This is a genomic window from Rhodococcoides fascians A44A, assembly GCF_000760735.1.
Taxonomy (GTDB): domain Bacteria; phylum Actinomycetota; class Actinomycetes; order Mycobacteriales; family Mycobacteriaceae; genus Rhodococcoides; species Rhodococcoides fascians_E.
Map to the genome: position 1 here is coordinate 234583 of NZ_JMEX01000005.1, position 26350 is coordinate 260932.

General features: G+C 64.9%; 24 protein-coding genes. 9 read left to right on the forward strand and 15 right to left on the reverse strand.

Annotated elements, in window-relative coordinates:
- Positions 1-9: 9 nt before the first annotated feature.
- The 5 genes from tatC to pafA form a co-directional block, all read right to left on the reverse strand.
- Entirely contained in the window at positions 10-966 is a 957-nt protein-coding gene (tatC, locus tag BH95_RS04905; protein WP_019666260.1) for a twin-arginine translocase subunit TatC, read from the reverse strand.
- Positions 967-1031: 65 nt separating this feature from the next.
- Complete coding sequence (gene tatA / locus BH95_RS04910; protein ID WP_020110066.1) at positions 1032-1289, reverse strand: Sec-independent protein translocase subunit TatA; 258 nt, start codon at positions 1287-1289, stop codon at positions 1032-1034.
- A 74-nt stretch (positions 1290-1363) separates the two neighbouring features.
- Positions 1364-2359 (reverse strand): helix-turn-helix transcriptional regulator, encoded by a 996-nt coding sequence (locus BH95_RS04915; RefSeq protein ID WP_037181287.1) that lies wholly within the window; start codon positions 2357-2359, stop codon positions 1364-1366.
- Entirely contained in the window at positions 2356-3345 is a 990-nt protein-coding gene (locus BH95_RS04920; RefSeq protein ID WP_033189713.1) for a helix-turn-helix transcriptional regulator, read from the reverse strand. Before BH95_RS04920 ends, BH95_RS04915 begins: the two co-directional genes overlap by 4 nt.
- Before the next feature lie 54 nt (positions 3346-3399).
- The gene (pafA, locus tag BH95_RS04925; RefSeq protein WP_026347980.1) at positions 3400-4758 is read right to left on the reverse strand and encodes a Pup--protein ligase; all 1359 of its coding nucleotides are present in this window, start codon (positions 4756-4758) and stop codon (positions 3400-3402) included.
- A gap of 229 nt (positions 4759-4987) precedes the next feature.
- On the opposite strand from pafA, the gene BH95_RS04935 reads away from it, so the two are divergent.
- Positions 4988-6457, forward strand: coding sequence for a bifunctional phosphatase PAP2/diacylglycerol kinase family protein (locus BH95_RS04935; RefSeq protein WP_230595691.1), 1470 nt, complete (start codon positions 4988-4990; stop codon positions 6455-6457).
- A 153-nt stretch (positions 6458-6610) separates the two neighbouring features.
- Here the strand turns inward: BH95_RS04935 and prcA are convergent, their stop codons facing one another.
- The 5 genes from prcA to arc all read right to left on the reverse strand — a co-directional run bounded on the left by prcA (position 6611) and on the right by arc (position 11955).
- Positions 6611-7402, reverse strand: a complete 792-nt coding sequence (gene prcA, locus BH95_RS04940) for a proteasome subunit alpha (protein WP_037181289.1) — start codon at positions 7400-7402, stop codon at positions 6611-6613.
- Positions 7399-8298: a proteasome subunit beta gene (prcB, locus tag BH95_RS04945; protein WP_019666268.1), complete on the reverse strand. Its 900-nt coding sequence runs from the start codon at positions 8296-8298 to the stop codon at positions 7399-7401. Before prcB ends, prcA begins: the two co-directional genes overlap by 4 nt.
- Positions 8295-8489, reverse strand: coding sequence for a ubiquitin-like protein Pup (locus BH95_RS04950; protein WP_019666269.1), 195 nt, complete (start codon positions 8487-8489; stop codon positions 8295-8297). Before BH95_RS04950 ends, prcB begins: the two co-directional genes overlap by 4 nt.
- A 97-nt stretch (positions 8490-8586) precedes the next feature.
- Positions 8587-10086 carry a depupylase/deamidase Dop gene (dop, locus tag BH95_RS04955; protein ID WP_019666270.1) on the reverse strand — a complete coding sequence of 500 codons (1500 nt, stop codon included), beginning with the start codon at positions 10084-10086 and terminating at the stop codon, positions 8587-8589.
- Between the two features lie 96 nt (positions 10087-10182).
- Positions 10183-11955 (reverse strand): proteasome ATPase, encoded by a 1773-nt coding sequence (arc, locus tag BH95_RS04960; RefSeq protein ID WP_026347981.1) that lies wholly within the window; start codon positions 11953-11955, stop codon positions 10183-10185.
- Positions 11956-12135: 180 nt separating this feature from the next.
- On the opposite strand from arc, the gene BH95_RS04965 reads away from it, so the two are divergent.
- The gene (locus BH95_RS04965; RefSeq protein ID WP_020110071.1) at positions 12136-12636 is read left to right on the forward strand and encodes a hypothetical protein; all 501 of its coding nucleotides are present in this window, start codon (positions 12136-12138) and stop codon (positions 12634-12636) included.
- A 4-nt stretch (positions 12637-12640) separates the two neighbouring features.
- On the opposite strand, the gene BH95_RS04970 is transcribed toward BH95_RS04965, so the two are convergent.
- On the reverse strand, positions 12641-13492 hold the full coding sequence (locus tag BH95_RS04970; protein WP_026347982.1) for a tRNA (adenine-N1)-methyltransferase: 852 nt from the start codon (positions 13490-13492) through the stop codon (positions 12641-12643).
- A gap of 260 nt (positions 13493-13752) precedes the next feature.
- Between BH95_RS04970 and BH95_RS04975 the strand changes: the two genes are divergently transcribed.
- Positions 13753-14613, forward strand: coding sequence for a RecB family exonuclease (locus BH95_RS04975; RefSeq protein WP_019666274.1), 861 nt, complete (start codon positions 13753-13755; stop codon positions 14611-14613).
- Positions 14592-15443 carry a thioesterase family protein gene (locus tag BH95_RS04980; RefSeq protein ID WP_099052197.1) on the forward strand — a complete coding sequence of 284 codons (852 nt, stop codon included), beginning with the start codon at positions 14592-14594 and terminating at the stop codon, positions 15441-15443. Before BH95_RS04975 ends, BH95_RS04980 begins: the two co-directional genes overlap by 22 nt.
- Before the next feature lie 9 nt (positions 15444-15452).
- On the opposite strand, the gene hisG is transcribed toward BH95_RS04980, so the two are convergent.
- The 4 genes from hisG to metH are packed head-to-tail and all read right to left on the reverse strand — an operon-like array spanning position 15453 to position 20887.
- Positions 15453-16304, reverse strand: a complete 852-nt coding sequence (gene hisG / locus BH95_RS04985) for an ATP phosphoribosyltransferase (protein ID WP_020110075.1) — start codon at positions 16302-16304, stop codon at positions 15453-15455.
- A 50-nt stretch (positions 16305-16354) separates the two neighbouring features.
- Positions 16355-16636: a phosphoribosyl-ATP diphosphatase gene (locus tag BH95_RS04990; protein ID WP_094732747.1), complete on the reverse strand. Its 282-nt coding sequence runs from the start codon at positions 16634-16636 to the stop codon at positions 16355-16357.
- Positions 16633-17325 carry an HAD family hydrolase gene (locus BH95_RS04995; RefSeq protein ID WP_019666278.1) on the reverse strand — a complete coding sequence of 231 codons (693 nt, stop codon included), beginning with the start codon at positions 17323-17325 and terminating at the stop codon, positions 16633-16635. Before BH95_RS04995 ends, BH95_RS04990 begins: the two co-directional genes overlap by 4 nt.
- Positions 17318-20887, reverse strand: coding sequence for a methionine synthase (gene metH / locus BH95_RS05000; protein ID WP_033189708.1), 3570 nt, complete (start codon positions 20885-20887; stop codon positions 17318-17320). The genes BH95_RS04995 and metH overlap by 8 nt, the downstream gene beginning before the upstream one ends.
- 172 nt (positions 20888-21059) lie before the next feature.
- On the opposite strand from metH, the gene BH95_RS05005 reads away from it, so the two are divergent.
- From BH95_RS05005 to BH95_RS05025, 5 genes are all read left to right on the forward strand, one after another.
- Complete coding sequence (locus BH95_RS05005; protein WP_051104939.1) at positions 21060-21971, forward strand: PAC2 family protein; 912 nt, start codon at positions 21060-21062, stop codon at positions 21969-21971.
- Positions 21968-23104 carry an MFS transporter gene (locus BH95_RS05010; protein ID WP_019666281.1) on the forward strand — a complete coding sequence of 379 codons (1137 nt, stop codon included), beginning with the start codon at positions 21968-21970 and terminating at the stop codon, positions 23102-23104. Before BH95_RS05005 ends, BH95_RS05010 begins: the two co-directional genes overlap by 4 nt.
- 90 nt (positions 23105-23194) lie before the next feature.
- Positions 23195-23542 carry a hypothetical protein gene (locus BH95_RS05015; protein ID WP_019666282.1) on the forward strand — a complete coding sequence of 116 codons (348 nt, stop codon included), beginning with the start codon at positions 23195-23197 and terminating at the stop codon, positions 23540-23542.
- Positions 23542-26037, forward strand: a complete 2496-nt coding sequence (gene nirB / locus BH95_RS05020) for a nitrite reductase large subunit NirB (RefSeq protein ID WP_037181292.1) — start codon at positions 23542-23544, stop codon at positions 26035-26037. Before BH95_RS05015 ends, nirB begins: the two co-directional genes overlap by 1 nt.
- Positions 26034-26333, forward strand: coding sequence for a Rieske (2Fe-2S) protein (locus BH95_RS05025; protein WP_019666284.1), 300 nt, complete (start codon positions 26034-26036; stop codon positions 26331-26333). The genes nirB and BH95_RS05025 overlap by 4 nt, the downstream gene beginning before the upstream one ends.
- Positions 26334-26350 lie beyond the last annotated feature (17 nt).

Consider the following 26350-nt stretch of genomic DNA (forward strand, 5'->3'; position numbering starts at 1 on the left):
ACGATCACGTCAGATCGTGTCGGTGAAATCCCGCTCGGGTTGCTTCGGAGGAGTGACCGAAATCGGGGATGCAAGCGGACCAGCGGACTCGATCGACGATGCTTCGTCATCGGATACATCACCCCAATCATCTTTTCTCTTCCGCAATTTACGCTTGTCGTGAATGCGCGCTACTTGCACCGCCATCTCGAACAGCAGCGTGAGTGCAAGAGCCAGGGCAAGCATCGAGAACGGATCCTGGCCGGGTGTCGCGATCGCCGCGAACACGAACAGACCCATGATGAGTCCGCGTCGCCACGCCTTGAGGCGCTCGTACGTGAGTACACCGACGAAATTCAAGGCCACGACGAGCAACGGGATTTCGAAGCTCACGCCGAAGATGATCAGCAGATTGATGACGAAGCCGAAGTACTGGGCGCCGCTCAGCGCCGTTATCTGCACGTTGTCACCGATGGACAGCAAGAAGTGCAGGCCCTTGGAGACGATGAAGTACGCCAGCACGGCTCCGCCGACGAACAGGATGGCAGCGGAGGTCACGAACGAGACCGCGTAGCGACGCTCCTGCTTGTAGAGGCCAGGCGTGACGAACGCCCAGATCTGATACAGCCAGACGGGGCAAGCGAGCACGACGCCCGCCGTGAATGCGACTTTGAACCGCAACAGGAACTGGTCGAACGGACCGGTCGCGAGCAACCGACACTCGTCGACACCGCTCGTGTTGCCGCTGAGGTCCGCTCGAAGACTCGGATCGAGCGAGCAGTACGGGCCGCGAAGAAGATCGCCGAGACTCTCGATACCGAGAATCGTGTGGGAGTACCAGAAGAAGCCGAAGGCCGTGGTGACTGCCATGGCGAGAAGCGACCACATGAGTCGCGTGCGCAACTCGTAGAGATGATCGACCAACGACATGGTGCCGTCGGGATTCAAACGGCGCTTGCTGCGCCTCGGATCGAACGGAATTCGCATACTCTGTCTTCGCTCAGCAGTGAACCGGGGTGCTGGTCAGCACCCCGGTTTACCACGATGTCGCGTCAGGCGGACTTGGAGTCCGGCTGCGACGTCACGCTGCCTGTGGCGTGAATATCGCTGGCCTGCGAGTCGATCCGATTCGGCGCTGGTGTTGCCGGCGTATCGGACTTGCCGTCGTTCTGCATTTCCTTGACTTCACTCTTGAAGATCCGGAGCGAGCGACCGAGACCGCGTGCTGCGTCGGGCAGCTTCTTCGAACCGAACAGAATGACGACCACCAAAGCAACGATGGCCCAGTGCCACGGGCTCATGGCTCCCATGTTCTACCTCCCAAGATCAGATGACTCGAGCCTACCCGACGTTTCGCCACGTGGACTCCCTCGTCGCCGTACGTTTACGGTGCGTTCACACCGGACTTTCCCGACATGACGTCGTCGTACGCCGCCAACGCCTCGGCGGCCCTGTTCTCGACGCTACGCCGAAGTTCCGGCGGACCCAGGACCTGCACGCCTTCGCCGAACCCCAGCGTAAGACGCGTCATCCACGCGGGTGTCGCAAATCTCATCGTCACCACGAGCGATCCGTCGTCCTCGGTGTCCACCAGAGTCATCGGGTAATAGTCCAGAATCCACGCGTGACTCGGCAGTACGCGCAGTCGCGCCTGAGGCAGGGACGCGTCGTCGTTGAATATCTCGAAGCTGTCGTCCTCGTTCGCTCCCTCCGGCGGTGTCGACGGCACCTCGAGTTCCACGGCCCGATCGATGCGGTCCAACCGGAACAGACGCACACCTTCCGCGCTGCGGCACCACGCCTGCAGGTAACTGTGATCGTCGATCGACACCGTTCGGATCGGATCCGCGACGCGCTCGGACACGGCGTCACGCGACGCGGAGTAATACGTCAGTTCCAGAGCGTGCTTGCTGCGCAGAGCGGAGCGGACAGCGGTCGCGATCGGGCTCTCGGGACGGTCGTCCGCGGGTTCGGCGCTGACGTTTCCCGGAACGTTCGCGCTCGCCGAACCGGCGGCCTGCTCGATCTTGGCGATGGCGCTCTGGGCCGCGCTCGGGTCGACCATGCCCGGCATCGACGTGAGCGACCGCAACGCCACGAGCAACGCCGTCGCCTCGGTGGACGTCAGTCGCAGAGGGCGGTCGATACCCGCCGAGAACGTGACTTCGATGCTCTCCTCGGAGAACGACAGATCGATCAGATCACCCGGCCCGTAACCGGGCAGCCCGCACATCCAGAGCTGGTTCAGATCGGTCATCAGCGTCGACGTGGACACCCCGAGCTCGCGCGCAGCTTCCTCGGCGCTCAGGCCTGGATTGGCGAGGAAGAACGGAACCATGTTCAGCAGCCGCGCCAGCCGGACCGACAGTCTCGCGCTCATCGCCCGACCGCCGGAACAACCGAACGAAGGGTCGCGATGACATCCGATCGAAGCTCGGCGGGTTCGAGCACCACCGCGTCGGACCCGTGTCCGGCGATCGACCGGGCGACCCACTCCCACGAACGGACGGGAATCCGGATCACCGACCCGGGACGTCCACCGATCATGCGATCCTCCACTGCCGTCCCCATCCGGCGGAGCTCCACCGCTCCACCCTCGGCTACCCACACCGTCGCAGTTCCGTTGACCTCGGCGGTTCCGGCCACGCGCGCGACAATGGACTGAACGTCCACGTCGTCGGGTTTGCGGATACTTCCCGCCCGACCGAACGTCGTGACGTCGTCGCCGATACGCGACAACCTGAACGTCCTGGTGTCGTTGCGATCGACGTCGTGTCCGACCAGATACCACCGGCCCCGAAACGTGACCACACCCCACGGTTCGACGGTGCGGGTCGTGTACGGATCCGTAGCCGAGCTGCGGTGCTGGAACTTCACCGACCGGCCCGCGTCGATTGCCGCGAGCAGAGCGCCGAGGGCAGGTTCAGATCCGCGGGTACGAGCCGGAACCGCCGTCACCGACGCCGCCGAGTCTTCCTGATCGACCTGGATTCCGGCGGCGCGCAGCTTGACCAACGCGCTCTGCGCCGCGGAGGTCAATTCCGGAGATTCCCACAACTGCACCGCGACCGCGACCGCAGCCGCTTCCTCGCGCGAGAGATCTATCTCCGGGAGCTCGTAGGCATCACGGTTGATTCGATAGCCTTCGACGCCGAACGTCCCGGCAGAGATCCCGGTCTCGAGGGGTACGCCGAGGTCACGGAGTTCGTTCTTGTCACGCTCGAACATCCGACTGAAGGCTTCGTCGCTGCCCGAGTCTCCGTAACCCGCGACGCTGTCCCTGATCCGTTCGGCCGTCACGAACTGACGTGTCGACAACAGACAGATGACGAGATTCATCAATCGTTCGACTTTGGTGATCGCCACCCCAAGAACCCTAACCGTCCGAGTCGCTTCGGTCGCATCGCGCGCCTGCGACCACTACATCGACGCGATCAACCGCTCCACTCGCTCGTCGACGGAGCGGAACGGGTCCTTGCACAGAACGGTGCGTTGAGCCTGGTCGTTGAGCTTCAAGTGAACCCAGTCGACCGTGAAATCGCGGCCCGCATCCTGCGCGGCGGTGATGAATTCCCCGCGGAGCTTTGCGCGTGTCGTCTGGGGAGGCAGATCGACAGCCTCGTCGATCTGCTCGTCCTCGGTCAACCTCTTCGCAAGACCCTTGCGCTGGAGCAGGTCGAACACCCCGCGACCCCGTTTGATGTCGTGATAGGCCAGATCGAGCTGCGCGATCTTCGGGTCGGACAACTCCATCGAGTACCGATCCTGGTAGCGCTGGAACAACTTTCGCTTGATGACCCAGTCGATCTCGGTGTCCACCTTGGCGAAATCCTGGGCTTCGACCGCGTCCAGAGTCCTACCCCACAGGTCCACGACCTGCTCGATCTGAGTGTTGGGCTCGCGCGTCTTCAGATGTTCGACCGCCCTGGCGTAGTACTCACGCTGAATCTCGAGTGCACTGGCCTGCCGTCCGCCGGCGAGGCGAACCGGCCGTCGACCGGTCAGATCGTGACTGACCTCGCGGATCGCGCGGATGGGGTTGTCCAGCGCGAAGTCCCTGAAGGAGACCCCGGCCTCGATCATCTCGAGCACGAGAGCGGCCGTACCGACCTTGAGCATCGTGGTTGTCTCGGCCATGTTGGAATCACCGACGATGACGTGCAACCGGCGGTACTTCTCGGCGTCCGCATGCGGTTCGTCGCGCGTGTTGATGATGGGACGTGACCGGGTGGTCGCCGACGACACACCTTCCCAGATGTGTTCGGCGCGCTGCGACAGGCAGAAGGTGGCGGCTTTGGGCGTCTGCAGAATCTTCCCGGCGCCGCAGATGAGCTGGCGAGTGACGAGGAACGGCAGCAGCACATCCGAAATCCGCGAGAACTCTCCCGCTCGCTGGACCAGGTAGTTCTCGTGGCAGCCGTAGGAATTGCCGGCCGAGTCGGTGTTGTTCTTGAACAGATAGATGTCCCCGCCGATACCTTCCTCGGCAAGCCGCTGCTCGGCGTCGATCAGCAGGTCCTCGAGGACTCGTTCACCGGCCCTGTCGTGAGTGACCAACTGCAGCAGACTGTCGCACTCGGCCGTCGCGTACTCGGGATGCGACCCGACATCGAGGTACAGGCGCGCACCGTTACGGAGGAACACGTTGGAGCTACGGCCCCACGACACGACCCGGCGGAAGAGGTAGCGGGCCACCTCGTCCGGGCTCAGCCGCCTGTGCCCGTGAAAGGTACAGGTGACACCGAACTCGGTCTCGATGCCCATGATTCGTCGCTGCACACTTCGACAGTACAACGCAGACGCGCCGATGGAGCGTCCGAACGACGCACGGTGAAATTGTGTCGGTTTCCGCGGGCTGTCTGGCAGGAGTGGAGCCGGCAGGAACGACCCAGAAAGGCAGGAGTGGAGCCGGCAGGAACGACCTGGCAGGGCGGGAGTGGAGCCGGCAGGAACGACCCAGTGAGCCGGGAGTGGAGCCGGCAGGAACGACCGGCTCTAGGCTGGGGTGGTGACCGAGACATCCCCCTCCTTGCCCGATCGCATCCACGCCTGGGATGTCAGATTGTTCGACCGAACCGCAGCCAGTCGTGCATCCGTCGCCGATCCGATTCTCCGAAACCTCAGCACTGCGGCGAACCACAGTGGCTTGTGGATCGCCGCGTCGGGAGTGTTGGCGAGCAAGCGGGGTCCGACTCGTCGCGGCGCGGTACGCGGGTTGTTGGCCGTGGCGGCAGCGAGTGCATTGGCGAACGGCGTCCTCAAGCCTGCGTTTCCCCGTAGCCGTCCTGGTTTCGAGCGGACCCCTTTCGTCCGTCGAGTGTTGTCACCGCCTGTGTCGTCTTCTTTCCCTTCCGGCCATTCGGCGTCGGCGGCTGCGTTCGTCACCGGCGTGGCGCTCGAATCTCCGCTCGCTGCAGCTGCTTTGGCGCCGGTGGCCGCGGCGGTGTGCTATTCACGGGTGCACACCGGAGTTCACTGGCCGACGGATGTGGTCGCCGGTGCCGCTCTCGGTGCCGGAATTGCGTTGTCGACGCGGCGGTGGTGGGCCGTACGCACGGAAGAACCTGCCGAGCTCGGCAGATCCGTTGCGGCGCCGCAGCTTCCGCGCGGCAAGAACATGCTGATCATGATCAACCCCGGATCCGGTTCCGACGACACGATAGAGGACGACATCCGACGCTTGTTGCCGGACGCCGACCTGTTCCGGCCCGACACCGACGGGGACTTCACCACGCAACTCGAGGAGCGTATCGCCGCGACGTCGCCCACGGCACTCGGCGTGTGCGGCGGGGACGGGACAATCGTCAGCGTCGCGGAATCCGCCGTGCGGCACGACCTCCCACTCGCGGTGTTCCCGGGAGGAACTCTCAACCATTTCGCTCACGACGCCGGGGTCGCCGATGTCGCCGCCACCGCACGCAGCATCGAGAACGGAACCGCCGATCGTGTCGATCTCGCCCACGTCGTCGTCGACGGCCGGGATCGGATCTCGTTCGTCAACACTGCGACGTTCGGCGGATACCCGGACTCCGTGCGGCTGCGGGAGAAGCTGCAGGACCGCATCGGTAAATGGCCTGCTGCTGCCGTCGCGATGGTACGAGTACTCGGCCGCGCCCAGCCGATGCAGATCGAGTTGGACGGCCGTCGGCAGGCAGTGTGGATGCTGTTCGTCGGGAACGGCCAGTACGCGCCCACGGACCGGGTTCCGATGTCCAGGCCCTCGATAGGTTCCGGCACGCTGGACCTGAGGTATCTGCCGTCGACTCCGTTCCTGTCTCGTACCCGGCTCGTTCTGGCGGCACTCACCGGAACGCTCGGATCGTCGTCGACCTACGTCCACTCGTCGGTTCACTCGCTGAAGGTCGCCGTCGAAGGCCCCGAAGTCGCGCTCGCCACCGACGGCGAAGTCACCGCAGACGGTCGCACATTCGAATTCGGCGTCGACGAGAACGGCCTCGCGCTCTACCGAGATCGATAGAACACGAGGCCGCAGGCTCCCGAAGATGAAGGCAGGGCGCTACTCAGGTCATTCCTCGGGCTCCACTCCCGGGATTACCCAGGTCATTCCGCTGGCTCCACTCCCGGCTCTACTCAGGTCATTCCGCGGGCTCCACTCCCGGCACTACTCAGGTCATTCCGCGGGCTCCACTCTCGGCTGCCCGGGCGTGGGTTCCTGGTCGGCGGCGTCGCGCCGAGGAAGCATGTCCTGCAGCGCAGCTCCGGCGATGCGCCTGAACGCCCGCCGGGGCCGTCCCTGATCCAGCACGGCGACCTCGAGAGCGCTGACCTCGAGCACCTTCTTCTCCGGCTCCGTGCCGCCCTGTCCCGCCGGCGACGCAGCCGGTGCTGCGCCCGCCTCGAGTGCGGCAACCGAGATCTTCACAGCCGAGGCCAAGTCGAGCCCGGTGCGGTAGGACTCCTTGAGGGCGGTGACGATCGGCTCGGTGGTGCCACCCATGACGACGAAGTCCTGCTCGTCGACGATCGATCCGTCGTAGGTGATCCGGTAGAGCTGGCTGGCGACCGGTTCGTCGGAATGGGACACCTCGGCGACGCAGATCTCCACCTCGTACGGCTTGAGCTGTTCGGTGAAGATGGTTCCGAGCGCCTGAGCGTACGTCTTCGCCAGAGATCGACCCGTCACGTCGCGCCTGTCGTAGGTGTAACCCTTGGTGTCCGCGTGGAGGATGCCTGCCTTGCGCAGGTTCTCGAACTCGTTGTACTTCCCCACCGCGGCGAACCCGAGGCGGTCGTAGAGTTCGCTCACCTTGTGCAGCGCCGACGACCGGTTCTCCGCCACGAACAGCACCCCGTCCGCGAAGGACAGCACGATGACGCTTCTACCGCGGGCGATACCCTTGCGCGCGAGCTCGGAGCGATCGCGCATGATCTGCTCGGCCGACGCGTAGTACGGCATGGTCATGACGCAGTCCCCCCTTCGATCGTGCGGTCGGCGATGACGGCGCGAGCTGCGGCCGAGATGCGATCCTCGGCCACTTCGTCGGCGCCGACACTGGTGATGGTCACCGCGGTCGGGTAGATCCCGCGGGTCACGTCAGGTCCACCCGTCGCGGAGTCGTCGTCCGCCGCGTCGAACAGCGACTCCACGGCCGCCCGCAACGCGTCGTCCTCGCTCAGCCCGGGGGCGTAGAGCTTCTTGAGTGCCGACTTCGCGAACAGCGAACCCGACCCGACCGCGTGATACCCCGACCGTTCTTCGTAACGTCCGCCGACGACGTCGTAGGACACGATGCGACCGGCGCGATCGGGATCTGCGATGTCCACGTCGAAACCGACGAGCAACGGCACCGCGGCCAGACCCTGCATTGCCGCACCGAGGTTGCTCCGCACCATCGACGACAGCTTGTTCGCCTTGCCGTTGAACGTCAGCGGCACGCCCTCGATCTTCTCGTAATGCTCGAGTTCGACCGCGAACAGACGAACGAGTTCGATGGCGATACCCGCCGTTCCGGCGATGCCGGCCGCCGAGAACTCATCCGTGACGAACACCTTCTGCATGTCTCTGTTGGCAATCAGATTGCCCTGCGTGGCACGGCGATCACCGGCGATGAGCACGCCACCGGCGTACGTCACCGCCACGATCGTCGTGCCGTGCGGTGCCAGGTCCGAGTGCACCGGGTTTCCTCCGCGGTCGCTCGTGAGGCCCCGCTCGTCCAGACCGCCGGAAAACTGCATCCGGCTCTCGGGGAGGAGGTGCGGGGCGTGATCACGCAGATGGTCGGTGAACGAGGAGTGATGCGAGCCGAACGCCGGCAGAAAATCGGCCGCCGAGGGGTTCGCGCTGCGATCCACCGTCACTGGCCGCCCTTCTGAACGTAGGCGCGGACGAAGTCCTCGGCGTTTTCCTCGAGCACGTCGTCGATCTCGTCGAGGAGGTCGTCGGTCTCTTCGGCCAACTTCTCGCGTCGTTCCTGACCGCCACCGGCCTCGCCGGGAACCTCGTCGTCGCCGTCACCACCGCCAGAGCGTCGTGTCTGCTCCTGAGCCATAGTCGTCGACCTCCTTACGTCATCGCAGTACCTGCTCGGACCTTCACCCTACCGATCACAGAGCGTCATGGGGCGTCAAGACGCGACGGCAATCGACTCAGGACGTGAGTTGGTCCACCAGTTCCGCCGCGGTGTTCACGCTTTCCAGCAGTTCGCCGACATGAGATTTGCTTCCACGCAGCGGTTCCAACGTCGGAATACGCACCAGCGAGTCGCCGCCGAGATCGAAGATCACCGAATCCCAACTCGCAGCCGCGATATCGGCGCCGAACTTACGCAACACCTCGCCTCGGAAGTACGCGCGCGTGTCGGACGGCGGAGTGGAGACGGCGTCGAGCACCTGCTGTTCGGTGACCAGCCGTTCCATCGACCCGCGCGCGACGAGCCGGTTGTAGAGCCCCTTGTCCAACCGAACGTCCGAGTACTGGAGGTCGACCAGATGCAGTCGCGGCGCCGACCACCCGAGGCCTTCGCGCTGACGGAACCCTTCGAGCAGACGCAGTTTGGCCGGCCAGTCCAGCAGGTTCGCGCACTCCATCGGATCGCGTTCGAGAAGGTCGAGAACCATGGCCCACTTGTCCAGAATGTCCGCGACACGAGGATCGTTCTTGCCCTCGCCTGCAACGAACTTCGCCACCCTCTGGTGATAGATCCGCTGCAACGCGAGGGCGGTCAGCTCCCGCCCGTCCGTCAGTGCGACCGTCTGACGAAGCGTCGGGTCGTGGCTGATCTGGTGAACCGCGGTGACCGGCCGAGCGAGCTGCAGGTCGGACAGATCGACGCCTGCTTCGATGATGTCGAGAACCAGCGCCGTGGTACCTACCTTGAGATACGTGGCCATCTCCGCGAGGTTGGCGTCGCCGATGATGCAATGCAGCCTGCGGTACTTGTCCGCGTCCGCGTGCGGCTCGTCACGGGTGTTGATGATCCCGCGCTTCAGCGTCGTCTCCAGACCGACCTCGACCTCGATGTAGTCCGCTCGTTGAGACAACTGGAACCCGGACTCGTCACCGGACTGGCCGATGCCGACGCGACCGGATCCGGTGATGACCTGGCGGGACGCGAAGAACGGTGACAGCCCGGCGATGACGGCCGAGAACGGAGTCGCGCGGGACATGAGGTAGTTCTCGTGGGTGCCGTAGGACGCGCCCTTGCCGTCCACGTTGTTCTTGTACAACTGCAAGCGCGGTGCACCGGGAACACTCGACGCGTGACGCGCCGCGGCCTCCATCACGCGTTCGCCTGCCTTGTCCCAGATCACCGCGTCGAGCGGGTCTCGAACCTCGGGAGCCGAGTACTCGGGATGCGCGTGATCTACGTACAGACGGGCGCCGTTGGTGAGGATCATGTTCGCGGCGCCGACCTCGTCGGCGTCGATTACGGGAGCGGGCCCACTGAAACGACCCAGGTCGAATCCGCGCGCATCACGAAGCGGCGACTCGACCTCGTAGTCCCACCGGGTTCGCTTCGCCCGCGGAACTCCCGCAGCCGCCGCGTACGCGAGCACCGCCTGGGTCGAGGTGAGGATCGGGTTGGCCGTGGGTTCGGTCGGGGACGAGATTCCGTACTCGACCTCGATACCGATGATGCGCTCCATGGCCCCGAGCCTAGGTGATCGCGCCGTCCGTCCGTGGAACCGACGCTGCCCGCGACCGTCACAGCGGTCGCGGGCAGCGTCGAACTCCTCGAATCCTTACAGGTACTGGCCGGTGTTCGACTCGGTGTCGATGGCCCGCGACGCACTGGCGTTCTTGCCTGTGACCAGCGTCCGGATGTAGACGATGCGCTCGCCCTTCTTGCCCGAGATTCGCGCCCAGTCGTCCGGATTGGTCGTGTTGGGCAGGTCCTCGTTCTCCGCGAACTCGTCGACGATGGAGTCGAAGAGGTGCTGGACCCGCAAACCCGGATTACCGGACTCCAGAACCGATTTGATCGCGTACTTCTTGGAGCGGTCGACGATGTTCTGGATCATTGCACCCGAGTTGAAGTCCTTGAAGTACAGAACTTCCTTGTCCCCGTTGGCGTAGGTGACCTCGAGGAACCTGTTGTCCTCGCTCTCGGCGTACATGCGGTCCACGACACGTTCGATCATCGCGCGGACGCACGAGGTCCGGTCGCCGCCGAACTCGGCGAGATCGTCCGCGTTGACCGGCAACGAATCCGTCAGGTACTTGGAGAAGATGTCCTGCGCAGACTCGGCGTCCGGACGTTCGATCTTGATCTTGACGTCGAGGCGCCCCGGGCGAAGGATCGCGGGATCGATCATGTCCTCGCGATTGGACGCACCGATCACGATGACGTTCTCCAGCCCTTCCACACCGTCGATCTCGGCGAGAAGCTGCGGAACGACCGTCGTCTCGACGTCCGAGGACACACCGGAACCACGCGTACGGAAGATCGAGTCCATCTCGTCGAAGAACACGATCACCGGCGTGCCCTCGGAGGCCTTCTCGCGCGCACGCTGGAAGATCAACCGAATGTGCCGTTCGGTCTCGCCGACGAACTTGTTGAGCAGCTCGGGGCCCTTGATGTTGAGGAAGAACGACTTGGCTTCCTTGGCATCCTGGCCGCGCGCCTCGGCGATCTTCTTGGCGAGCGAGTTGGCGACGGCCTTGGCGATCAGAGTCTTGCCGCAGCCGGGCGGCCCGTACAGCAGAACACCTTTCGGAGGCCTGAGCGAGTACTCGCGGAAGAGGTCCTTGTGCAGAAACGGCAATTCGACGGCGTCTCGGATCTGCTCGATCTGGCGACCGAGACCGCCGATGTCCTCGTAGCCGACGTCCGGAACTTCCTCGAGCACCAAGTCCTCGACCTCGGCCTTGGGGACCCGCTCGAAGGCGTAGCCGGCCTTCGTGTCGACGAGCAGCGAGTCACCGGGACGCAGCTTGCGCGACGGCTCGTCCGGGTCGTCGATGCCCTCGTCGTTCGCCATGTCGACGAGCGGCTTGGCGAGCCACACCACGCGTTCCTCGTCGGCATGGCCGACGACCAGTGCCCGCGAACCGTCTCCGAGAAGTTCACGGAGCGTGCTGATCTCGCCGACCTGTTCGAAGGAACCGGCCTCGACGATGGTGAGTGCCTCGTTGAGCCGTACCGTCTGACCCGCAGCCAACGACGAGGACTCGACGTTGGGTGAGCACGCGAGGCGCATCTTGCGACCGGACGTGAAGACGTCGACGGTGTCGTCTTCGTGGACGGCCATGAGAATGCCGTAGCCGCTGGGCGGTTGACCCAGCCGGTCCACTTCCTCGCGCAGTGCGATCAACTGCTGACGAGCTTCCTTGAGCGTGTCCATCAATTTGGAGTTGCGCAACGACAGCGAGTCGATGCGGGACTCCAGTTCACGGACACGCTCCGGCGATTCTCCGAGCCCACCGAGCTGACGCCTCAGCGACGCCGCCTCGGCACGTAGCTCCTCGAGTTCCGCCCGGGCCGCAGCCGAATCCGGATTGTCTGTTGAGCTCATGAGCGACTCCTCCCAGTGAAGATCAGTCAACGCTACCGGCAGTTTCACGAATGTGCGTGTGGACACGTTCGAGCACCGCGCACTTGTGACCGATCGGTTGCACCCCGGACGGGCGGATCGGCCATGTTAGCCTCACCTGACCAATACGGTCCGACGCTATCTCGAAATGGGGCTTCACCAGTGAACAAGCGCATCACCTCGGCGTTCGCGGCTGCTGCTGCCACCGCGCTGCTCGTCACCGGCTGCGGTGGAAGCGATGATTCCGATCACGCCGATCACAGTTCGGAATCCGCCGCTGCGTCGACCACCGAAGCGGCAACGACGACGGCCGACGCCGCGGTTGCTGCACCGACGACGGCGGAACTCACCGACTCGTTGACCCTCATCGTCGCTCCCGATGTCGACGCCGCCACCAAGGCCGCGGAGATCGAGAACGGCCAGGCGCGGATCGCGAACCTGGAACAGATGACGGCTGCGCTCGCGAACTACGGCGAGATCACGTTCGACGTGTCCGAGCCGACGGTGGAGGGCGAAACTGCCACCGCGGACGTTGCCATCGCGACGCCGCGAGGAACAGCGGCACCCTCGCCCAACACCTGGGTTCTGATCGACGGCAAGTGGAAGGTTTCCGACGCGTCCGCGTGCGCGTTGCTCGCCATGGGACAGGCGCCCTGCGTCTAGCTCGTCAGCCCTTGCCGGAGCGACGCTGAGGCTTCGGAGTCACTGTGCCCGCCGCAAGTTTGCGTGCACTGACGAGAAACGCGGTGTGCCCCTGCATCCGATGTTCGGGGCGCACCGCCAAGCCGACGACGTGCCACCCGCGCACGATCGACTCCCACGATCTGGGCTCGGTCCAGCATTCCTGCCCGCGGAGGGTCTCGACGACCTTCGACAACTGCGTGACTGTCGCGACGTACACGATCAGTACTCCCCCGGGCACGAGCGCCTCGGCGACGGCAGGGAGCGCATCCCATGGCGCGAGCATGTCCAGAACGACCCGGTCGACCGTCTCCCCGGGGTGGTCCGCCCCGAAACGGTCGATGTCCGCGACGGTCAGTTCCCAGTTGGGCGGACGCTCACCGAAGAAGGTCTCGACGTTCTTCACCGCGTAGTCGGCGTGGTCCTGACGGATCTCGTAGGAGATGACCTTGCCCTCCGAACCGACGGCGCGCAGCAGCGAGCACGTCAGCGCACCGGAACCGGCCCCCGCCTCGAGCACTCGTGCACCGGGGAACACGTCTCCCTCGTGCACTATCTGCGCGGCGTCCTTCGGATAGATCACCTGCGCGCCGCGTGGCATCGACAGGACGTAATCGGTGAGCAGCGGTCGCAGCGCCAGGTACGGGGTGCCGTTGACCGAGGTGACGACGCTTCCCTCGTCCGCACCGATGAGCGCGTCGTGGGTGATTCCACCGCGGTGCGTGTGGAACTCCTTGCCCGCGTCGAGAACGACGGTGTAGTGCCTGCCCTTGCCGTCGGTGAGCTGGACGCGGTCGCCGACGCGGAACGGACCACTGCGCGCCGGCCCCGTGGACAGCGCCTGGGTGTCGTCCGTCTCCGACTGCGCCTCTGTCTCCGACTGCGTCTCTGTCTCCGACTGCGTCTCGGGAGCCTGTGCCGACGGTTCAACAGTCCCGAACACGGTTTCGTCCGAAGACTCCGAAAACCCGGAAGACACAGCCGACTACCTCTTTCGCTTTGCAGAACAGATCCGGTGGGCCCGGCGGGCCGACACTCGGCCGCCTAAGACTACGGCCTTGCGTGAATCTGTCGGTCCACGGGCTTAGTCTGCAGAGCGTGAGTATCACCGATGTGCCTGCACCACCCGTCCGAACCGGCTCCACCAGCTCGACCCGACGGAGCGCACCGGCCCTTTCTCCGTCCCGCGCGGGTGACTACAAGCAGTGCCCGCTGCTGTACCGCTTCCGTGCGATAGATCGGATACCGGAGAAATCGACGAAGGCGCAGGTCAAGGGGACGGTGGTGCACGCCGCACTGGAGGCGCTCTACGGAATGCCCAGCGAGAGCAGACATTCGGAGACGGCTGTCGGTCTCGTCGATGCCGCGTGGGATCGGGTGTGCGCCGAATCTCCTGAAGTCGCGGACACGCTCGTCGGTGACGAGCGCACCGCTCTGCTGGACCAGGCTCGGGACCTGGTCGCCGGGTATTACGAGATGGAGGATCCCACTCGATTCGATCCGGAGTCCTGCGAGCAACGGGTCGAGATCGACCTGGAGGACGGTACTCCGCTTCGAGGTTTCATCGACCGAATCGACGTCGCGCCCAACGGAATGGTTCGCGTCGTGGACTACAAAACAGGTAAGGCCCCGCGGGAGTTCACCGAGGCGAAGGCGCTGTTCCAGATGAAGTTCTATGCGCTCGTGGTCATGCGTCTACGCGGAATCGTTCCGGCACAACTGAAGCTGATGTATCTGGCGGACAAGCAATCACTCACCTACACCCCGGACGAGGGTGAGTTGATCAGATTCGAGCGGATGCTCTCGGCGATCTGGAAAGCCATCGTCGCCGCAGGCAAGTCGGGCGATTTTCAGCCCAAACGTGGAAAGCTTTGCGGTTGGTGCGATCACCAGGCGCTGTGTCCCGAGTTCGGCGGCACTCCCCCGGCGTATCCGGGTTGGCCGGAGGCGCGGTCGTGACCGGCATTCCCGACGCTTTCTTCGTACCGCTCGGACGAGCGGAACCGGGTACCGAACGGTTCTCGAGTACAGAGCAGTTCTCGAGTACAGAGCGGACGACGAGCCTCTGGGCGCCGACCATGCAGCACGGCGCTCCGCCGTCGGCACTGCTGCTCCGTGCTCTCGAACGTGTGGAAGCCCGATCCGACGTTCGGGTGACGCGGGTCGTCGTCGAACTGCTCGGACCGGTTCCCATCGCGGACATCGTGGTGAGGTCCTGGGTGGAGCGTCCGGGCAAGAACATCGAACTCGTCGCGGCCGAGTTGTGGGCAACCACTGCGACCGGGGTGGACCGTGCTGTCGCTCGCGGAACCGCGTGGCGGATGACGACGGAAGACACCGCGGCCGTTGCCCATGCCGCGGATCGGCAACTCGCGCCGCTGACGGACGCGTCGTTGCATTCGTGGGGAGGGCGGTGGAAGTCCGGGTACCTCGACAACATCGAGGTCCAGGCACTCGGAAGCATCGACGCCGACGGACCGGGCCTCGTCTGGGCGCGCCCGAAGACCGCTCTGGTCCTCGGTGAAACCATGACCCCGCTCGAGCGTCTGTTCTCCATCGCCGACATCGCCAACGGGGTCGGTGCATCTCTGGACCTCGACCATTGGACGTTCCTGAACACGGACCTCACCGTGCATGTGTTCCGGATCCCGGACGGCGAGTGGGTAGGTGTCGCGGCCGAGACCTCCGTGGGTCCGGACGGAGTGGCCATGTCCGCCGGCGTACTCCACGACGAGCACGGACCGGTCGGGCGTATCGCCCAGACCGTGCTGGTCCGTCCCCGTTCCTGACCGAACCGGTCAGAACGCCCGGCAGGACCGAATGTCCGACGCGAGAATAGCTTTCGCGCCGAGGTCGGCGAGATCGTCCATGACGGTGTTGTGAACCTTGCGAGAGACCATGGCACGCACGGCGATCCAGTTCTCGTCGGCCATCGGCGACAGCGTCGGGGACTCGATTCCGGGCGTGATCTTGACGGCCTCGTCGAGAATGGCCTTGGGGCAGTCGTAGTCCAGCATCAGATACTGCTGCGCGAACACGACGCCCTGGACGCGAGCGATGAGCTGCTTGCGAGTCCTGTCGGAGCGATCGCTGCCCTCACGTTCGATGAGCACTCCCTCGGAATCGCACAGCGACTCGCCGAATGCCACCAGGTTGTTCTGACGTAGTGAGCGGCCGGATTCCACGACATCGGCGATGGCGTCGGCGACACCGAGTTGGATGGAGATCTCCACAGCACCGTCGAGACGGATGACCGTTGCTTCCAACCCTCGAGCCGCCAGGTCGGCCTTGACGAGGTTCGGATAGGACGTGGCGATTCGCAGCCCGTTCAGGTCTGCCGTCGACCACTCCTTGCCCTGAGGTCCCGCGTACCGAAAGGTGGAGCGACCGAAGCCGAGACCGAGCAACTCCTCCACCGGCGCCCCGGAATCGAGTGCGAGGTCGCGGCCGGTGATGCCCAGGTCGAGTTGACCCGAACCGACGTAGATCGCGATGTCCTTGGGACGGAGAAAGAAGAATTCGACGCCGTTCGCGTTGTCGAGGACGGTCAGGTCCTTCGAGTCGCTGCGGCGACGATAGCCGGCCTCCTTGAGAATTTCGGCTGCGGACTCGGAGAGGGCGCCCTTGTTGGGAACTGCTACACGCAACATTGCGAGGTCCTTAGATCGGGAAAGTCAGACGGTGAACGTGTGCACACTGTTCACAGATGTCGGTAGACATCGTCGAGCGTCAGGCCCCGACCCACCATCAGCACCTGGACCCAGTACAGCAGCTGCGAGATCTCCTCGGCGAGCGCTTCGTCGCCTTCGTGCTCGGCGGCGATCCAGACCTCACCCGCTTCTTCGATGATCTTCTTGCCCTGCGCATGCACGCCTGCATCCAACGCAGCGACGGTGCCGGAGCCCTCGGGGCGGGTGGCAGCGCGGTCGGTCAGCTCGGCGAACAGGGAATCGAAGGTCTTCACGATGAAAGATTCTTTCATGACGACGCGGGACGCCGTGCATCGCACCATGCCGAGCGGAGGTCGTCGGCCGTGAGACCGACGAGCGATTCGCGTACGACGTAGCCCGGAGACGCCGCCACAGCAACCTCCGACGGCACGAGGAGTACGGAGCATCCTGCTCGGTGAGCCGACAGCGACCCGGTCGGAGAGTCCTCGACCGCGAGGCACTGCGACGGGTCGAGGCCGAGCAGAGCAGCGCCCTTCAGATAGGGCGCCGGATGCGGCTTGCCTTCGTCGACTTCGTCGCCACTGACGGTGAAGTCGAAGTACTCACGCCCGATGGTGTCCAACGCGTTCTCGACGAGTCCGCGTTCGGTGTTGGTGACCAGTGCGGTCCTCAGCCCGATGTCGCGGGCGAGCGCCAGCGCGTCCTTGGCGCCGGGACGCCACGGGATGCCTTCGGCGAACAGTTCGGACACACGGGCGGTCAGCCAGTCGCGTCCAGCGGCGAGCGATTCCTCGGTGACGTCGGTGCCGGTGTGCACGAAGACCTTGGTCAGCGCGCCGCGCATGGAGTTGCCGAGCGTGCTCTCGCGAACCTCGGGGGTGAGCTCACGCCCGTGGGTCACGGACAGTTCCGCAACTGCAACGTCCCAGATCTTCTCCGAGTCGAGCAGTGTGCCGTCCATGTCCCACAGGACGCCCTGCAGAGACGAGTTGTCAGACATTGAAGTACTTGGCCTCCGGGTGGTGAAGAACGAATGCGTCGGTGGATTGCTCGGGATGCAGCTGCAGTTCTTCCGACAGCTTCACGCCGATACGTTCCGGTTCGAGCAGTGCCGCGAGCTTGACGCGATCCTCGAGGTCCGGGCACGCACCGTAGCCGAACGAGTAACGAGCGCCGCGATATTCGAGCTTGAAGAAGCCTTCCGCGTCCTCGGGATCGTCCTCGGCGACGCTTCGACCACCCGTGAGTTTCAGCTCCTCGCGGACGCGGCGATGCCAGTACTCGGCGAGCGCCTCGGTCAGCTGCACACCGATACCGTGCACCTCGAGGTAGTCGCGGTAGGAATCCGCCGCGAACAGTTCGTTGGCGAAGTCCGCGATGGGCTGGCCCATCGTCACCAGGTTCATCGGCAACACGTCGACCTGACCGGTGTCGCGAGCACGCTCTCGCGACCGAACGAAGTCCGCGATGCACAGGAAACGGTCCCGCTGCTGCCTCGGGAAGGTGAATCGGAAGCGTTCGGGCGCATCAGGATTCGGCTCGGTGAGGACGATCACGTCGTCGCCCTCGGACACCGCAGGAAAGTAGCCGTACACCAGCGCCGCGTGGGCGAGAATGCCGTCCGTACTGAGGCGGTCCAGCCAGTACCGCAGCCGCGGCTTGCCCTCCGACTCGACGAGATCCTCGTACGTCGCTCCCTCACCCTTGCGAGCGCCGCGCAGACCCCACTGCCCGAGGAAGAGCGCGCGCTCGTCGAGCAGACCCGAGTACTCCGACAACGACACGCCCTTGACGATGCGGGTGCCCCAGAACGGCGGCACAGGAGTCTCGACATCGATCGCCACGTCGGACCGTTCCGGAACGACGACGGGAACCTCGGCCGCCTTCCGCTGCTCGGCGATTCGGCGCGAGCGCTCGTGACGCGCCTTCCGTTCCTCGGCCTTCGCCTTGGCTTCGAGCGCCTCCGGACTGTCCGGGGCCGGTCCCCCGCCTCGTTTGGTGGTCATGATGGTGTCCATCAGCCGTAGACCCTCGAACGCGTCGCGGGCGTAGTGGACATCGCCCTGATAGACGTCCTGAAGATCGTTCTCGACGTAGGACCGCGTCAACGCGGCCCCACCGAGCAGAACCGGGAACTGCTCGGCAACACCCTTGTTGTTGAGCTCGATCAGGTTGTCCTTCATGACGACCGTGGACTTCACGAGCAACCCGGACATGCCGATGACGTCGGCGCGCTTGTCGATCGCCGCTTCCAGAATGGTGGCAATCGGTTGTTTGATACCGAGATTGACGACCTCGTATCCGTTGTTGCTCAGGATGATGTCGACCAGGTTCTTGCCGATGTCGTGGACGTCGCCCTTGACGGTTCCGAGCACGATGCGCCCCTTGCCGTCGTCGTCGGTGGCCTCCATGTGTGGTTCCAGGTATGCCACAGCGGCTTTCATCACCTCGGCGGAGGCGAGGACGAACGGCAACTGCATCTGACCCGATCCGAACAGCTCACCCACGGTCTTCATGCCGGACAGCAGCGTCTCGTTGATGATCTCGAGCGGTGGCTTCTCGCCCATCGCGGCATCGAGATCGACGTCGAGGCCGTTTCTCTCACCGTCGACGATGCGGCGCTCGAGTCGCTCGAACAGTGGCAGCCGCGCCAGCTCCTCGGCCCGGGACTCGCGCGCAGACGCCGCCGAGACCCCCTCGAACAGCTGCATCAGCTTCTGCAGCGGGTCGTACCCCTCGGACCTGCGGTCGTACACGAGATCGAGCGCGGTTTCGCGTTGCTCGTCCGGAATCTTGTTCATCGGCAGGATCTTCGACGCGTGGACGATCGCAGTGTCCAGTCCGGCCTCGGTGCACTCGTGCAGGAACACCGAATTCAGGACCTGACGCGCTGCCGGGTTGAGACCGAACGAGATGTTGGACAGACCGAGTGTGGTGTGCACCTTGGGGTACTTGGCCTTGAGCTGCCGAATTGCCTCGATGGTCTCGATGCCGTCTCGCCGGACCTCCTCCTGACCGGTGGAGATGGGGAACGTCAACGTGTCGACGATGATGTCCTCGTGGGACAGGCCCCAGTTGGTGGTGATGTCCTCGATCAACCGATCGGCGACGCGCACCTTCCACTCGGCCGTGCGGGCCTGACCTTCCTCGTCGATCGTCAATGCGACGACTGCCGCGCCGTGCTCCTTGACGAGCTTCATGATCTTCTGGAAGCGCGAATCCGGTCCGTCGCCGTCCTCGTAGTTGACGGAGTTGACGGCGCTGCGGCCGCCGAGGTGTTCGAGACCTGCCTCCAGAACTGCAGGTTCGGTGGAGTCCAGCATGATCGGAAGTGTCGACGCCGTCGCCAATCGTGATGCGAGCGCGGACATGTCGGCCGCACCGTCGCGTCCGACGTAGTCGACGTTGAGGTCGAGCATGTGTGCACCGTCGCGCGTCTGATCCTTGGCGATGTCGAGGCACTTCTCGTAGTCCTCGGCGATCATCGCATCGCGAAATGCCTTGGACCCGTTGGAGTTCGTCCGCTCACCGATCATCAGGATGCTGGCGTCCTGCTCGAACGGCACAGCCGAGTAGAGCGATGCCACGCCGGGCTCGGGTGCAGGCGCCCGGTCGGCCTTCGCGACACCGTGGACGAGGTCCGCGACCTGACGGATGTGCTCCGGCGTGGTTCCGCAGCACCCACCGACGAGAGACAGGCCGTACTCGGACACGAAACCACCGAGCGCGTCGGCGAGTTCCGGCGCCGTCAACGGATACTCGGCTCCGCGAGGACCGAGCGTCGGCAAACCGGCATTCGGCATGACCGACACCGGGAGCGTCGAATGCTTCGACAGGTGGCGCAGATGCTCGCTCATCTCGGCAGGACCCGTCGCGCAGTTCAGACCGATCATGTCGATCCCCAGTGGCTCCAGCGCCGTCAACGCAGCACCGATTTCGCTACCGAGAAGCATCGCCCCGGTCGTCTCGACGGTCACGTGCGTGATGATCGGAATACGCACGCCGAGTTTGTCCATCGCGTGCTGACTGCCGATGATCGCGGCTTTGACCTGAAGCAGGTCCTGGCACGTCTCGACCAGGATGGCGTCGGCGCCGCCGTCGATCATGCCGAGCGCTGCCTCGACGTACGCGTCCCGCAACACTGCGAACGGCGCATGCCCCAACGTCGGAAGCTTCGTTCCCGGACCCATCGATCCCAGGACGAACCGCTCCATCCCGTCGCGTCCGGGTCCCATCTCGTCGGCCGTTTCGCGGGCGAGGCGCGTTCCCTTCTCGGCCAACTCGCGGATCCGATCCGAGATGTCGTAGTCGGCGAGATTGGGGAGGTTGCACCCGAACGTGTTGGTCTCGACCGCGTCTGCACCGGCATCGAAGTACGCGCGGTGTATCTCCCGTAGGACATCCGGGCGCGTGTCGTTGAGGATTTCGTTGCAGCCCTCGAGTCCGAGGAAATCGTCCAGCGTCAGGTTCGCATCCTGCAGCATCGTGCCCATTGCCCCGTCACCGATGACAACGCGACTGCGAATCGCATCGAGCAGGCTGGTTCTGTGTAGCGCAGGCATCCCTACAGAGTAATGGGCGCGTGGCTGTGCCCCTCACGGCGCAGCCTGGTCGTAGGCTGTCGTGGTGAGTCCCCGAAACCTCGACGGCAACCAACCCGCCGACAACGACGATACAGAACACGACAATCCGGACAGTGCGGCCGAAGCACTGCTGGAAGCGGTGTCCTCGGCTGTGTCGAACGCAACACCGGTGCCGACGGCCTCCGAACTCGACGACGACGATCTTCCGCTCCCGACCCTCCGCGACCCGATACTCGTCGCCGCGTTCGAGGGGTGGAACGACGCAGGCGACGCCGCGAGCGGAGCCGTCGAGCATCTGGAGTTGATCTGGGATGCGACGCCTCTCGCCGAGCTCGACTCGGAGGACTACTACGACTATCAGGTCAACAGGCCGACCATTCGGCAGGTGGACGGTGTGACCAGAGAGATTCAGTGGCCGTCGACGAGATTGTCGGTGTGCTCACCGCCGGGAAGCGCCAGGGATGTGGTGTTGCTTCGGGGTATCGAACCGAACATGCGGTGGAGAAGTTTCTGCGACGATCTGCTGGAGTTCGTCGACCAACTCGGTGTCGACACCGTCGTGATCCTGGGTGCCTTGCTCGCGGACACCCCGCACACCCGTCCTGTTCCGGTGACGGGCAGTGCGTACAGCGTGGAAGCGGCGGAACGCTTCAACCTGGAACAGACACGCTACGAGGGTCCGACGGGCATTACCGGCGTGTTGCAGGACGAGTGCGTCAAAGCAGGTGTTCCGGCGGTCTCGTTCTGGGCGGCCGTGCCCCACTACGTCTCGCAACCGCCGAATCCGAAGGCAACCGTTGCGCTGCTTCAGCGTGTCGAGGACGTTCTCGACATCGAGGTTCCGCTCGGCGAACTCCCCACTCAGGCCGAGGAATGGGAGGAAGCCGTCACCGACATGACGAAGGAAGACGAGGAGATCAGCGAATACGTCCGCACCCTGGAGGAGCGCGGCGACGCCGAGGTCGACATCTCCGAGGCCATCTCCAAGATCGACGGGGACGCCATCGCTGCCGAGTTCGAGCGCTACCTGCGTCGACGAGGGCCGGGCAACTTCGGGCTGTGATCGGTTCCGACCCCGGGCGCCTGCGTGTTGCGGCGCTCTATTTCGGGGGATTTCTCGGTCCGTTCGGCGGCGCCCTCGTGGCCTCGATGCTTCCCGAGATGGGTGCCTCGCTCGGCGTGTCGACAGGATCGGCGTCGGCATCCCTGACTGCGTACCTGCTTCCGTTCGCCGCGGTGATGCTGGTGTCCGGAACGCTCGGCGCTCGCTGGGGACGTCTTCGCACCGTCCGCATCGCCTATGCGGTGTACACGGCCGCGTCGATCGTGTGCGTGTTCGCACCGAGCCTCGAGGTGTTGCTCGCTGCTCGCGCAGTGCAGGGATGCGGCAACGCGTTCACGACCCCACTGTTGCTCGTGACTCTCGCCGAGGCCACCCCACGAGCGCGGCTGGGCAGGGTGCTCGGAACGTTCGGTGCCCTGCAGGCGGCCGGACAGACGAGCGCCCCGCTCGTCGGGGGTCTCTCGGCCGAGTTCGACTGGCGATACGCGTTCGTCGTTCTCGCCTGTGTGTCCGCGGTTCTCGGCGTCGTCGGCCTCCCGAGAACCACCACTGCAGAACAGACAGCACCTCCCCGCGAACGTCTGCGCGACGCCCTGCGGCCCTACGTTCTGAGAGTCGGCGTGGTGGCGCTCCTGGGATGGGGAGCACTCGGCGGGGTGAACTTCCTCCTCGCGTATCGCGCGGAAGATCAGTTCGGACTGACGGCGTCCCAACGCGGACTGCTCCTGACCGTGTTCGGGCTCACCGGCATCCTGACCGCGCGCAGCGTCGGACGCCTCATCGATCGCCTCGGCGCACAGCGGACCGTGTTGATCGGTGCCATCGCCGGTGCGGCGCTCGTGGCGGTTGCGGGCACCGTGCCCGTGCTGTGGGCGGTCGCAGCTGCCTGGGCGGTCGCCGGAATCGCGTCACAGTTCGTTCTCGTCGGCGTCAACGCCGCGGTACTGGCAGGCGGGTCCAGCCGAGGCGGCGCAGTGTCGGTGGTGCAGGCGTTCAGATTTTCCGGCGCGGCAGTTGCGCCGCTCGCTCTCACTCCGTTGTATCTCGCACATCCGTCGGCGGGATTCCTCGTACCCGCAGTGCTTCTCGCCGTGGTCGCGCCCCTCGCCATGCCCCGAACCTCCGCGCCCTGACATCCGAGCACGGCGTCGTGTGAGCACATTCTGACCCTGCCGTAACCCGCACGCCTCCACCGCGTCACCGTTCGGCGCGACAGTCGTGGCATGGCAAGCACACCGCGGTTTCTGCAGGGCGTCTTCCCGTTCACCGGACACGGACTCGACAAGCCGGAGAACGTCGACCCGTCCACCACCTTCGTCGTACCGTCGGGATCGATCGCGCAGCCGCTGTACTTCAGGGGCGGAAACTCCAGCGACGAACTCGTGGTGGTTTCGTTGCTCCGGGACGGGCAGCCGATGCGTCTGTTCCCCATGGGAGCCAAGAGCGGGGTCAACATCCCGTTGCGTGTGGTCGAGGACGTCGACCCGGACTCGGTCCTGGAGCTGGTCGTCGCAGCTCCCGAGGGAACGACGGGCGAGGTCGTCGTCGACTTCGGTCTGGTGTTGATCTGATGTCGGGGTCCGAATCGAACAGGACCCGCCTGCTCGTGGTCGGCAACGGAATGGCAGGCGCCAGAACGGTCGAGGAAATTCTGAAACGGAGCGCCGATCGGTTCGACGTCACGATGATCGGCGACGAACCGTACGGCAACTACAACCGCATCATGCTCTCGCACGTGCTTGCCGGGGAGACCGGCGTCGACGACGAGGATCTCCTCCTGAACCCGATGAGTTGGTACCGGGAGAACGGCGTGACTCTGTACGCGGGCGACCGAGCAGTGTCCCTCGATCGGTTCGCGAAATCGGTGCGATGCGAGAGCGGTCGCGACGTGCCCTACGACATCTTGATCATCGCGACGGGAAGCAACACCTTCTTCCCCAACATGGACGGACTCCGTGAACCCGACGGCCGACTTGCCCGCGGCGTGTTCGGGTTTCGGACCATCGAGGACACCAACGGGATGCTGCAGATGGCGGCGTCGCAGGACGACCTGCGCGCAGTGGTCATCGGCGGTGGCCTGCTGGGACTCGAAGCAGCGTACGGTCTACGCACGCAGGGCCTCGATGTGGACGTCGTGCACTCCCCCGGTCATCTCATGAACCAGCAGCTCGACGAACGCGGCGGCAAGCTGCTGCGGAACAAGATCGAATCGCTGGGCGTGGGAGTGCACACGTCCAAACGCACGACCTCCGTTCTGCGCACCGAGACCGGCGCAGTTGCCGGTGTCGGTTTCGGCGACGGCACGTCGCTGCCCGCGGACATGATCGTCGTCACCGCGGGAATCCGCCCGAATGTCGAGTTCGCACGAGGGGGCGGCCTCGTCATCGAGCGCGGAATCGTCGTCGACGACCAGTTGCGCTGCGAGGACGAAGGATCGATCTTCGCGGTCGGTGAATGCTGCCAGCACCGAGGCGAGGTGTACGGCCTCGTCGCACCGCTGTGGGAGCAGGCCGTGGTACTTGCCGAGCACCTGACCGGCACGGATCCCGCTGCCGCATACCACGGTTCGAGGCTGACGACCAAGCTCAAGGTCGCCGGGGTGGACGTCGCCGCAATGGGCGTGAAGGGACCCGAGCGTGAGGACGACGAGTTCGTCCAGTTCTACGAGCCCAGAAGCGGTACCTACAAGAGCGTGGTCGTCCGCGACGGAAAGTTGATCGGCGCAACGCTTCTGGGTGACATCAGCAAAGCGAACTTCTTGACGCAGGCGTTCGACGAGAAGGTACCGCTGCCCGACGAGCGGATCAGCATGCTCTTCGACATGGGCACCCCTACCGCGGCGACCGGGGCTGCCGAACTGGCCGACGACGTTCAGGTGTGCAACTGCAACGGAGTCACGAAGGGCGCGATCGTCGCCTGTGTCCACGCGGGTGCCAAGTCGATGGGCGACGTCACGGCCGCGACCCGCGCCGGGAAAGGATGCGGATCGTGCAAGGGGTTGGTCGCCGACATCCTGGCCTGTGCCGCAGGCGGCGCGGTCGAAGCCGACCCGGCTGCGGACTGGTACGTCCCGTGCATCCCGTTGTCCAAGCCCGCCCTCATCGAGGTGATCCGCGAGCGTGATCTGAGGTCGGTGTCGCAGGTGTTCACCGAACTGGCGACCGGCGGCCGCGAGGACGTGCCGTCGAAGATGCCGTTGGCGTCCTTGCTCCGCACCGTGTGGGGACCGGACTGGGTGGACGAGCGCGGAGCACTGTTCATCAACGACCGCGTCCACGCCAACATCCAACGCGACGGCACGTTCTCGGTGGTTCCCCAGATGAAAGGCGGCGTCACCACCCCGGACCAACTGCGCAGGATCGCCGACGTCGCGGACAAGTACCAGGTGCCGCTCGTCAAGGTCACCGGCGGACAACGCATCGATCTGCTCGGCATCAAGAAGGAAGACCTCCCCAAGGTGTGGGGCGATCTCGACATGCCGTCCGGTTTCGCCTACGGCAAGAGCATGCGGACCGTCAAAACCTGCGTCGGCAGCGACTTCTGCCGGTTCGGTCTCGGCGATTCGACCGCACTGGGCATCGCGCTCGAGGACCGGTTCCAGGGCTTGGAGACCCCGGCGAAGCTGAAACTCGCCGTCGCCGGCTGCCCCCGCAACTGTTCCGAGGCACTGTGCAAGGACCTCGGTGTCGTGTCCGTCGGGGAGGACAAGTGGGAGATCTACGTGGGCGGTGCAGCGGGAGCGCACATCAGGAAGGGCGATCTGCTCGCCACCGTGGTCGGCGCCGATGAAGTGATCCGTGTCGCGGGAATCTTCATCCAGCACTATCGGGAGACGGCCCACTGGCTCGAGCGGACCTACGCCTGGGTTCCCCGTATCGGCCTGGAAGCACTCCAGCGGATCTTGATCGAGGACGCCGACGGGATCGTCGCGGGATTGGAGCAACGAATGCAGACGTCCGTCGACGGCTACCGCGACCCGTGGCAGGACCGGGTCGAGCAGAAGTCGCCCGCCCAGTTCGCACCGTCGCTCCCCCTGCTTCCGCTGCCTCGGGTCCCGGTCCGATGAGCATCCCCGTCGGTGCCGTGGAGGACCTGACACCTGGGGAAGGCCGCGCCTATGTGGTCGACGGCAAGCAGGTTGCCGTCTTCCTGCTCGGTGACGGCACCGTACGCGCCATGGACGCCGTCTGTCCTCACAAGGGAGGCCCGCTCGCGGACGGCCAGATCGACGGCTCCGTGGTGATGTGCCCGCTGCACCAGTACACGTTCTCGCTCGACACGGGTGTGTGCCCCAGCGGCATCGATTCCGTCAGGACATACCCGGCAGCGGTGGTGGACGGGAAGGTCACCGTCGACGTCTGAATCGCACCCTTCGGCGT

Bases quoted from the DNA above. Each gene is read 5' to 3' on its own strand.
- tatC (WP_019666260.1), bottom strand. From the start codon at position 966: ATGCGAATTCCGTTCGATCCGAGGCGCAGCAAGCGCCGTTTGAATCCC.
- tatA (WP_020110066.1), bottom strand. From the start codon at position 1,289: ATGGGAGCCATGAGCCCGTGGCACTGGGCCATCGTTGCTTTGGTGGTC.
- BH95_RS04915 (WP_037181287.1), bottom strand. From the start codon at position 2,359: ATGAGCGCGAGACTGTCGGTCCGGCTGGCGCGGCTGCTGAACATGGTT.
- prcA (WP_037181289.1), bottom strand. From the start codon at position 7,402: ATGACCATGCCGTACTACGCGTCGGCCGAGCAGATCATGCGCGATCGC.
- BH95_RS04950 (WP_019666269.1), bottom strand. From the start codon at position 8,489: ATGGCTCAGGAGCAGACACGACGCTCTGGCGGTGGTGACGGCGACGAC.
- dop (WP_019666270.1), bottom strand. From the start codon at position 10,086: ATGGAGCGCATCATCGGTATCGAGGTCGAGTACGGAATCTCGTCCCCG.
- arc (WP_026347981.1), bottom strand. From the start codon at position 11,955: ATGAGCTCAACAGACAATCCGGATTCGGCTGCGGCCCGGGCGGAACTC.
- hisG (WP_020110075.1), bottom strand. From the start codon at position 16,304: ATGTTGCGTGTAGCAGTTCCCAACAAGGGCGCCCTCTCCGAGTCCGCA.
- BH95_RS04990 (WP_094732747.1), bottom strand. From the start codon at position 16,636: ATGAAAGAATCTTTCATCGTGAAGACCTTCGATTCCCTGTTCGCCGAG.
- BH95_RS04995 (WP_019666278.1), bottom strand. From the start codon at position 17,325: ATGTCTGACAACTCGTCTCTGCAGGGCGTCCTGTGGGACATGGACGGC.
- metH (WP_033189708.1), bottom strand. From the start codon at position 20,887: ATGCCTGCGCTACACAGAACCAGCCTGCTCGATGCGATTCGCAGTCGC.
- BH95_RS05015 (WP_019666282.1), top strand. From the start codon at position 23,195: ATGGCAAGCACACCGCGGTTTCTGCAGGGCGTCTTCCCGTTCACCGGA.
- nirB (WP_037181292.1), top strand. From the start codon at position 23,542: ATGTCGGGGTCCGAATCGAACAGGACCCGCCTGCTCGTGGTCGGCAAC.
- BH95_RS05025 (WP_019666284.1), top strand. From the start codon at position 26,034: ATGAGCATCCCCGTCGGTGCCGTGGAGGACCTGACACCTGGGGAAGGC.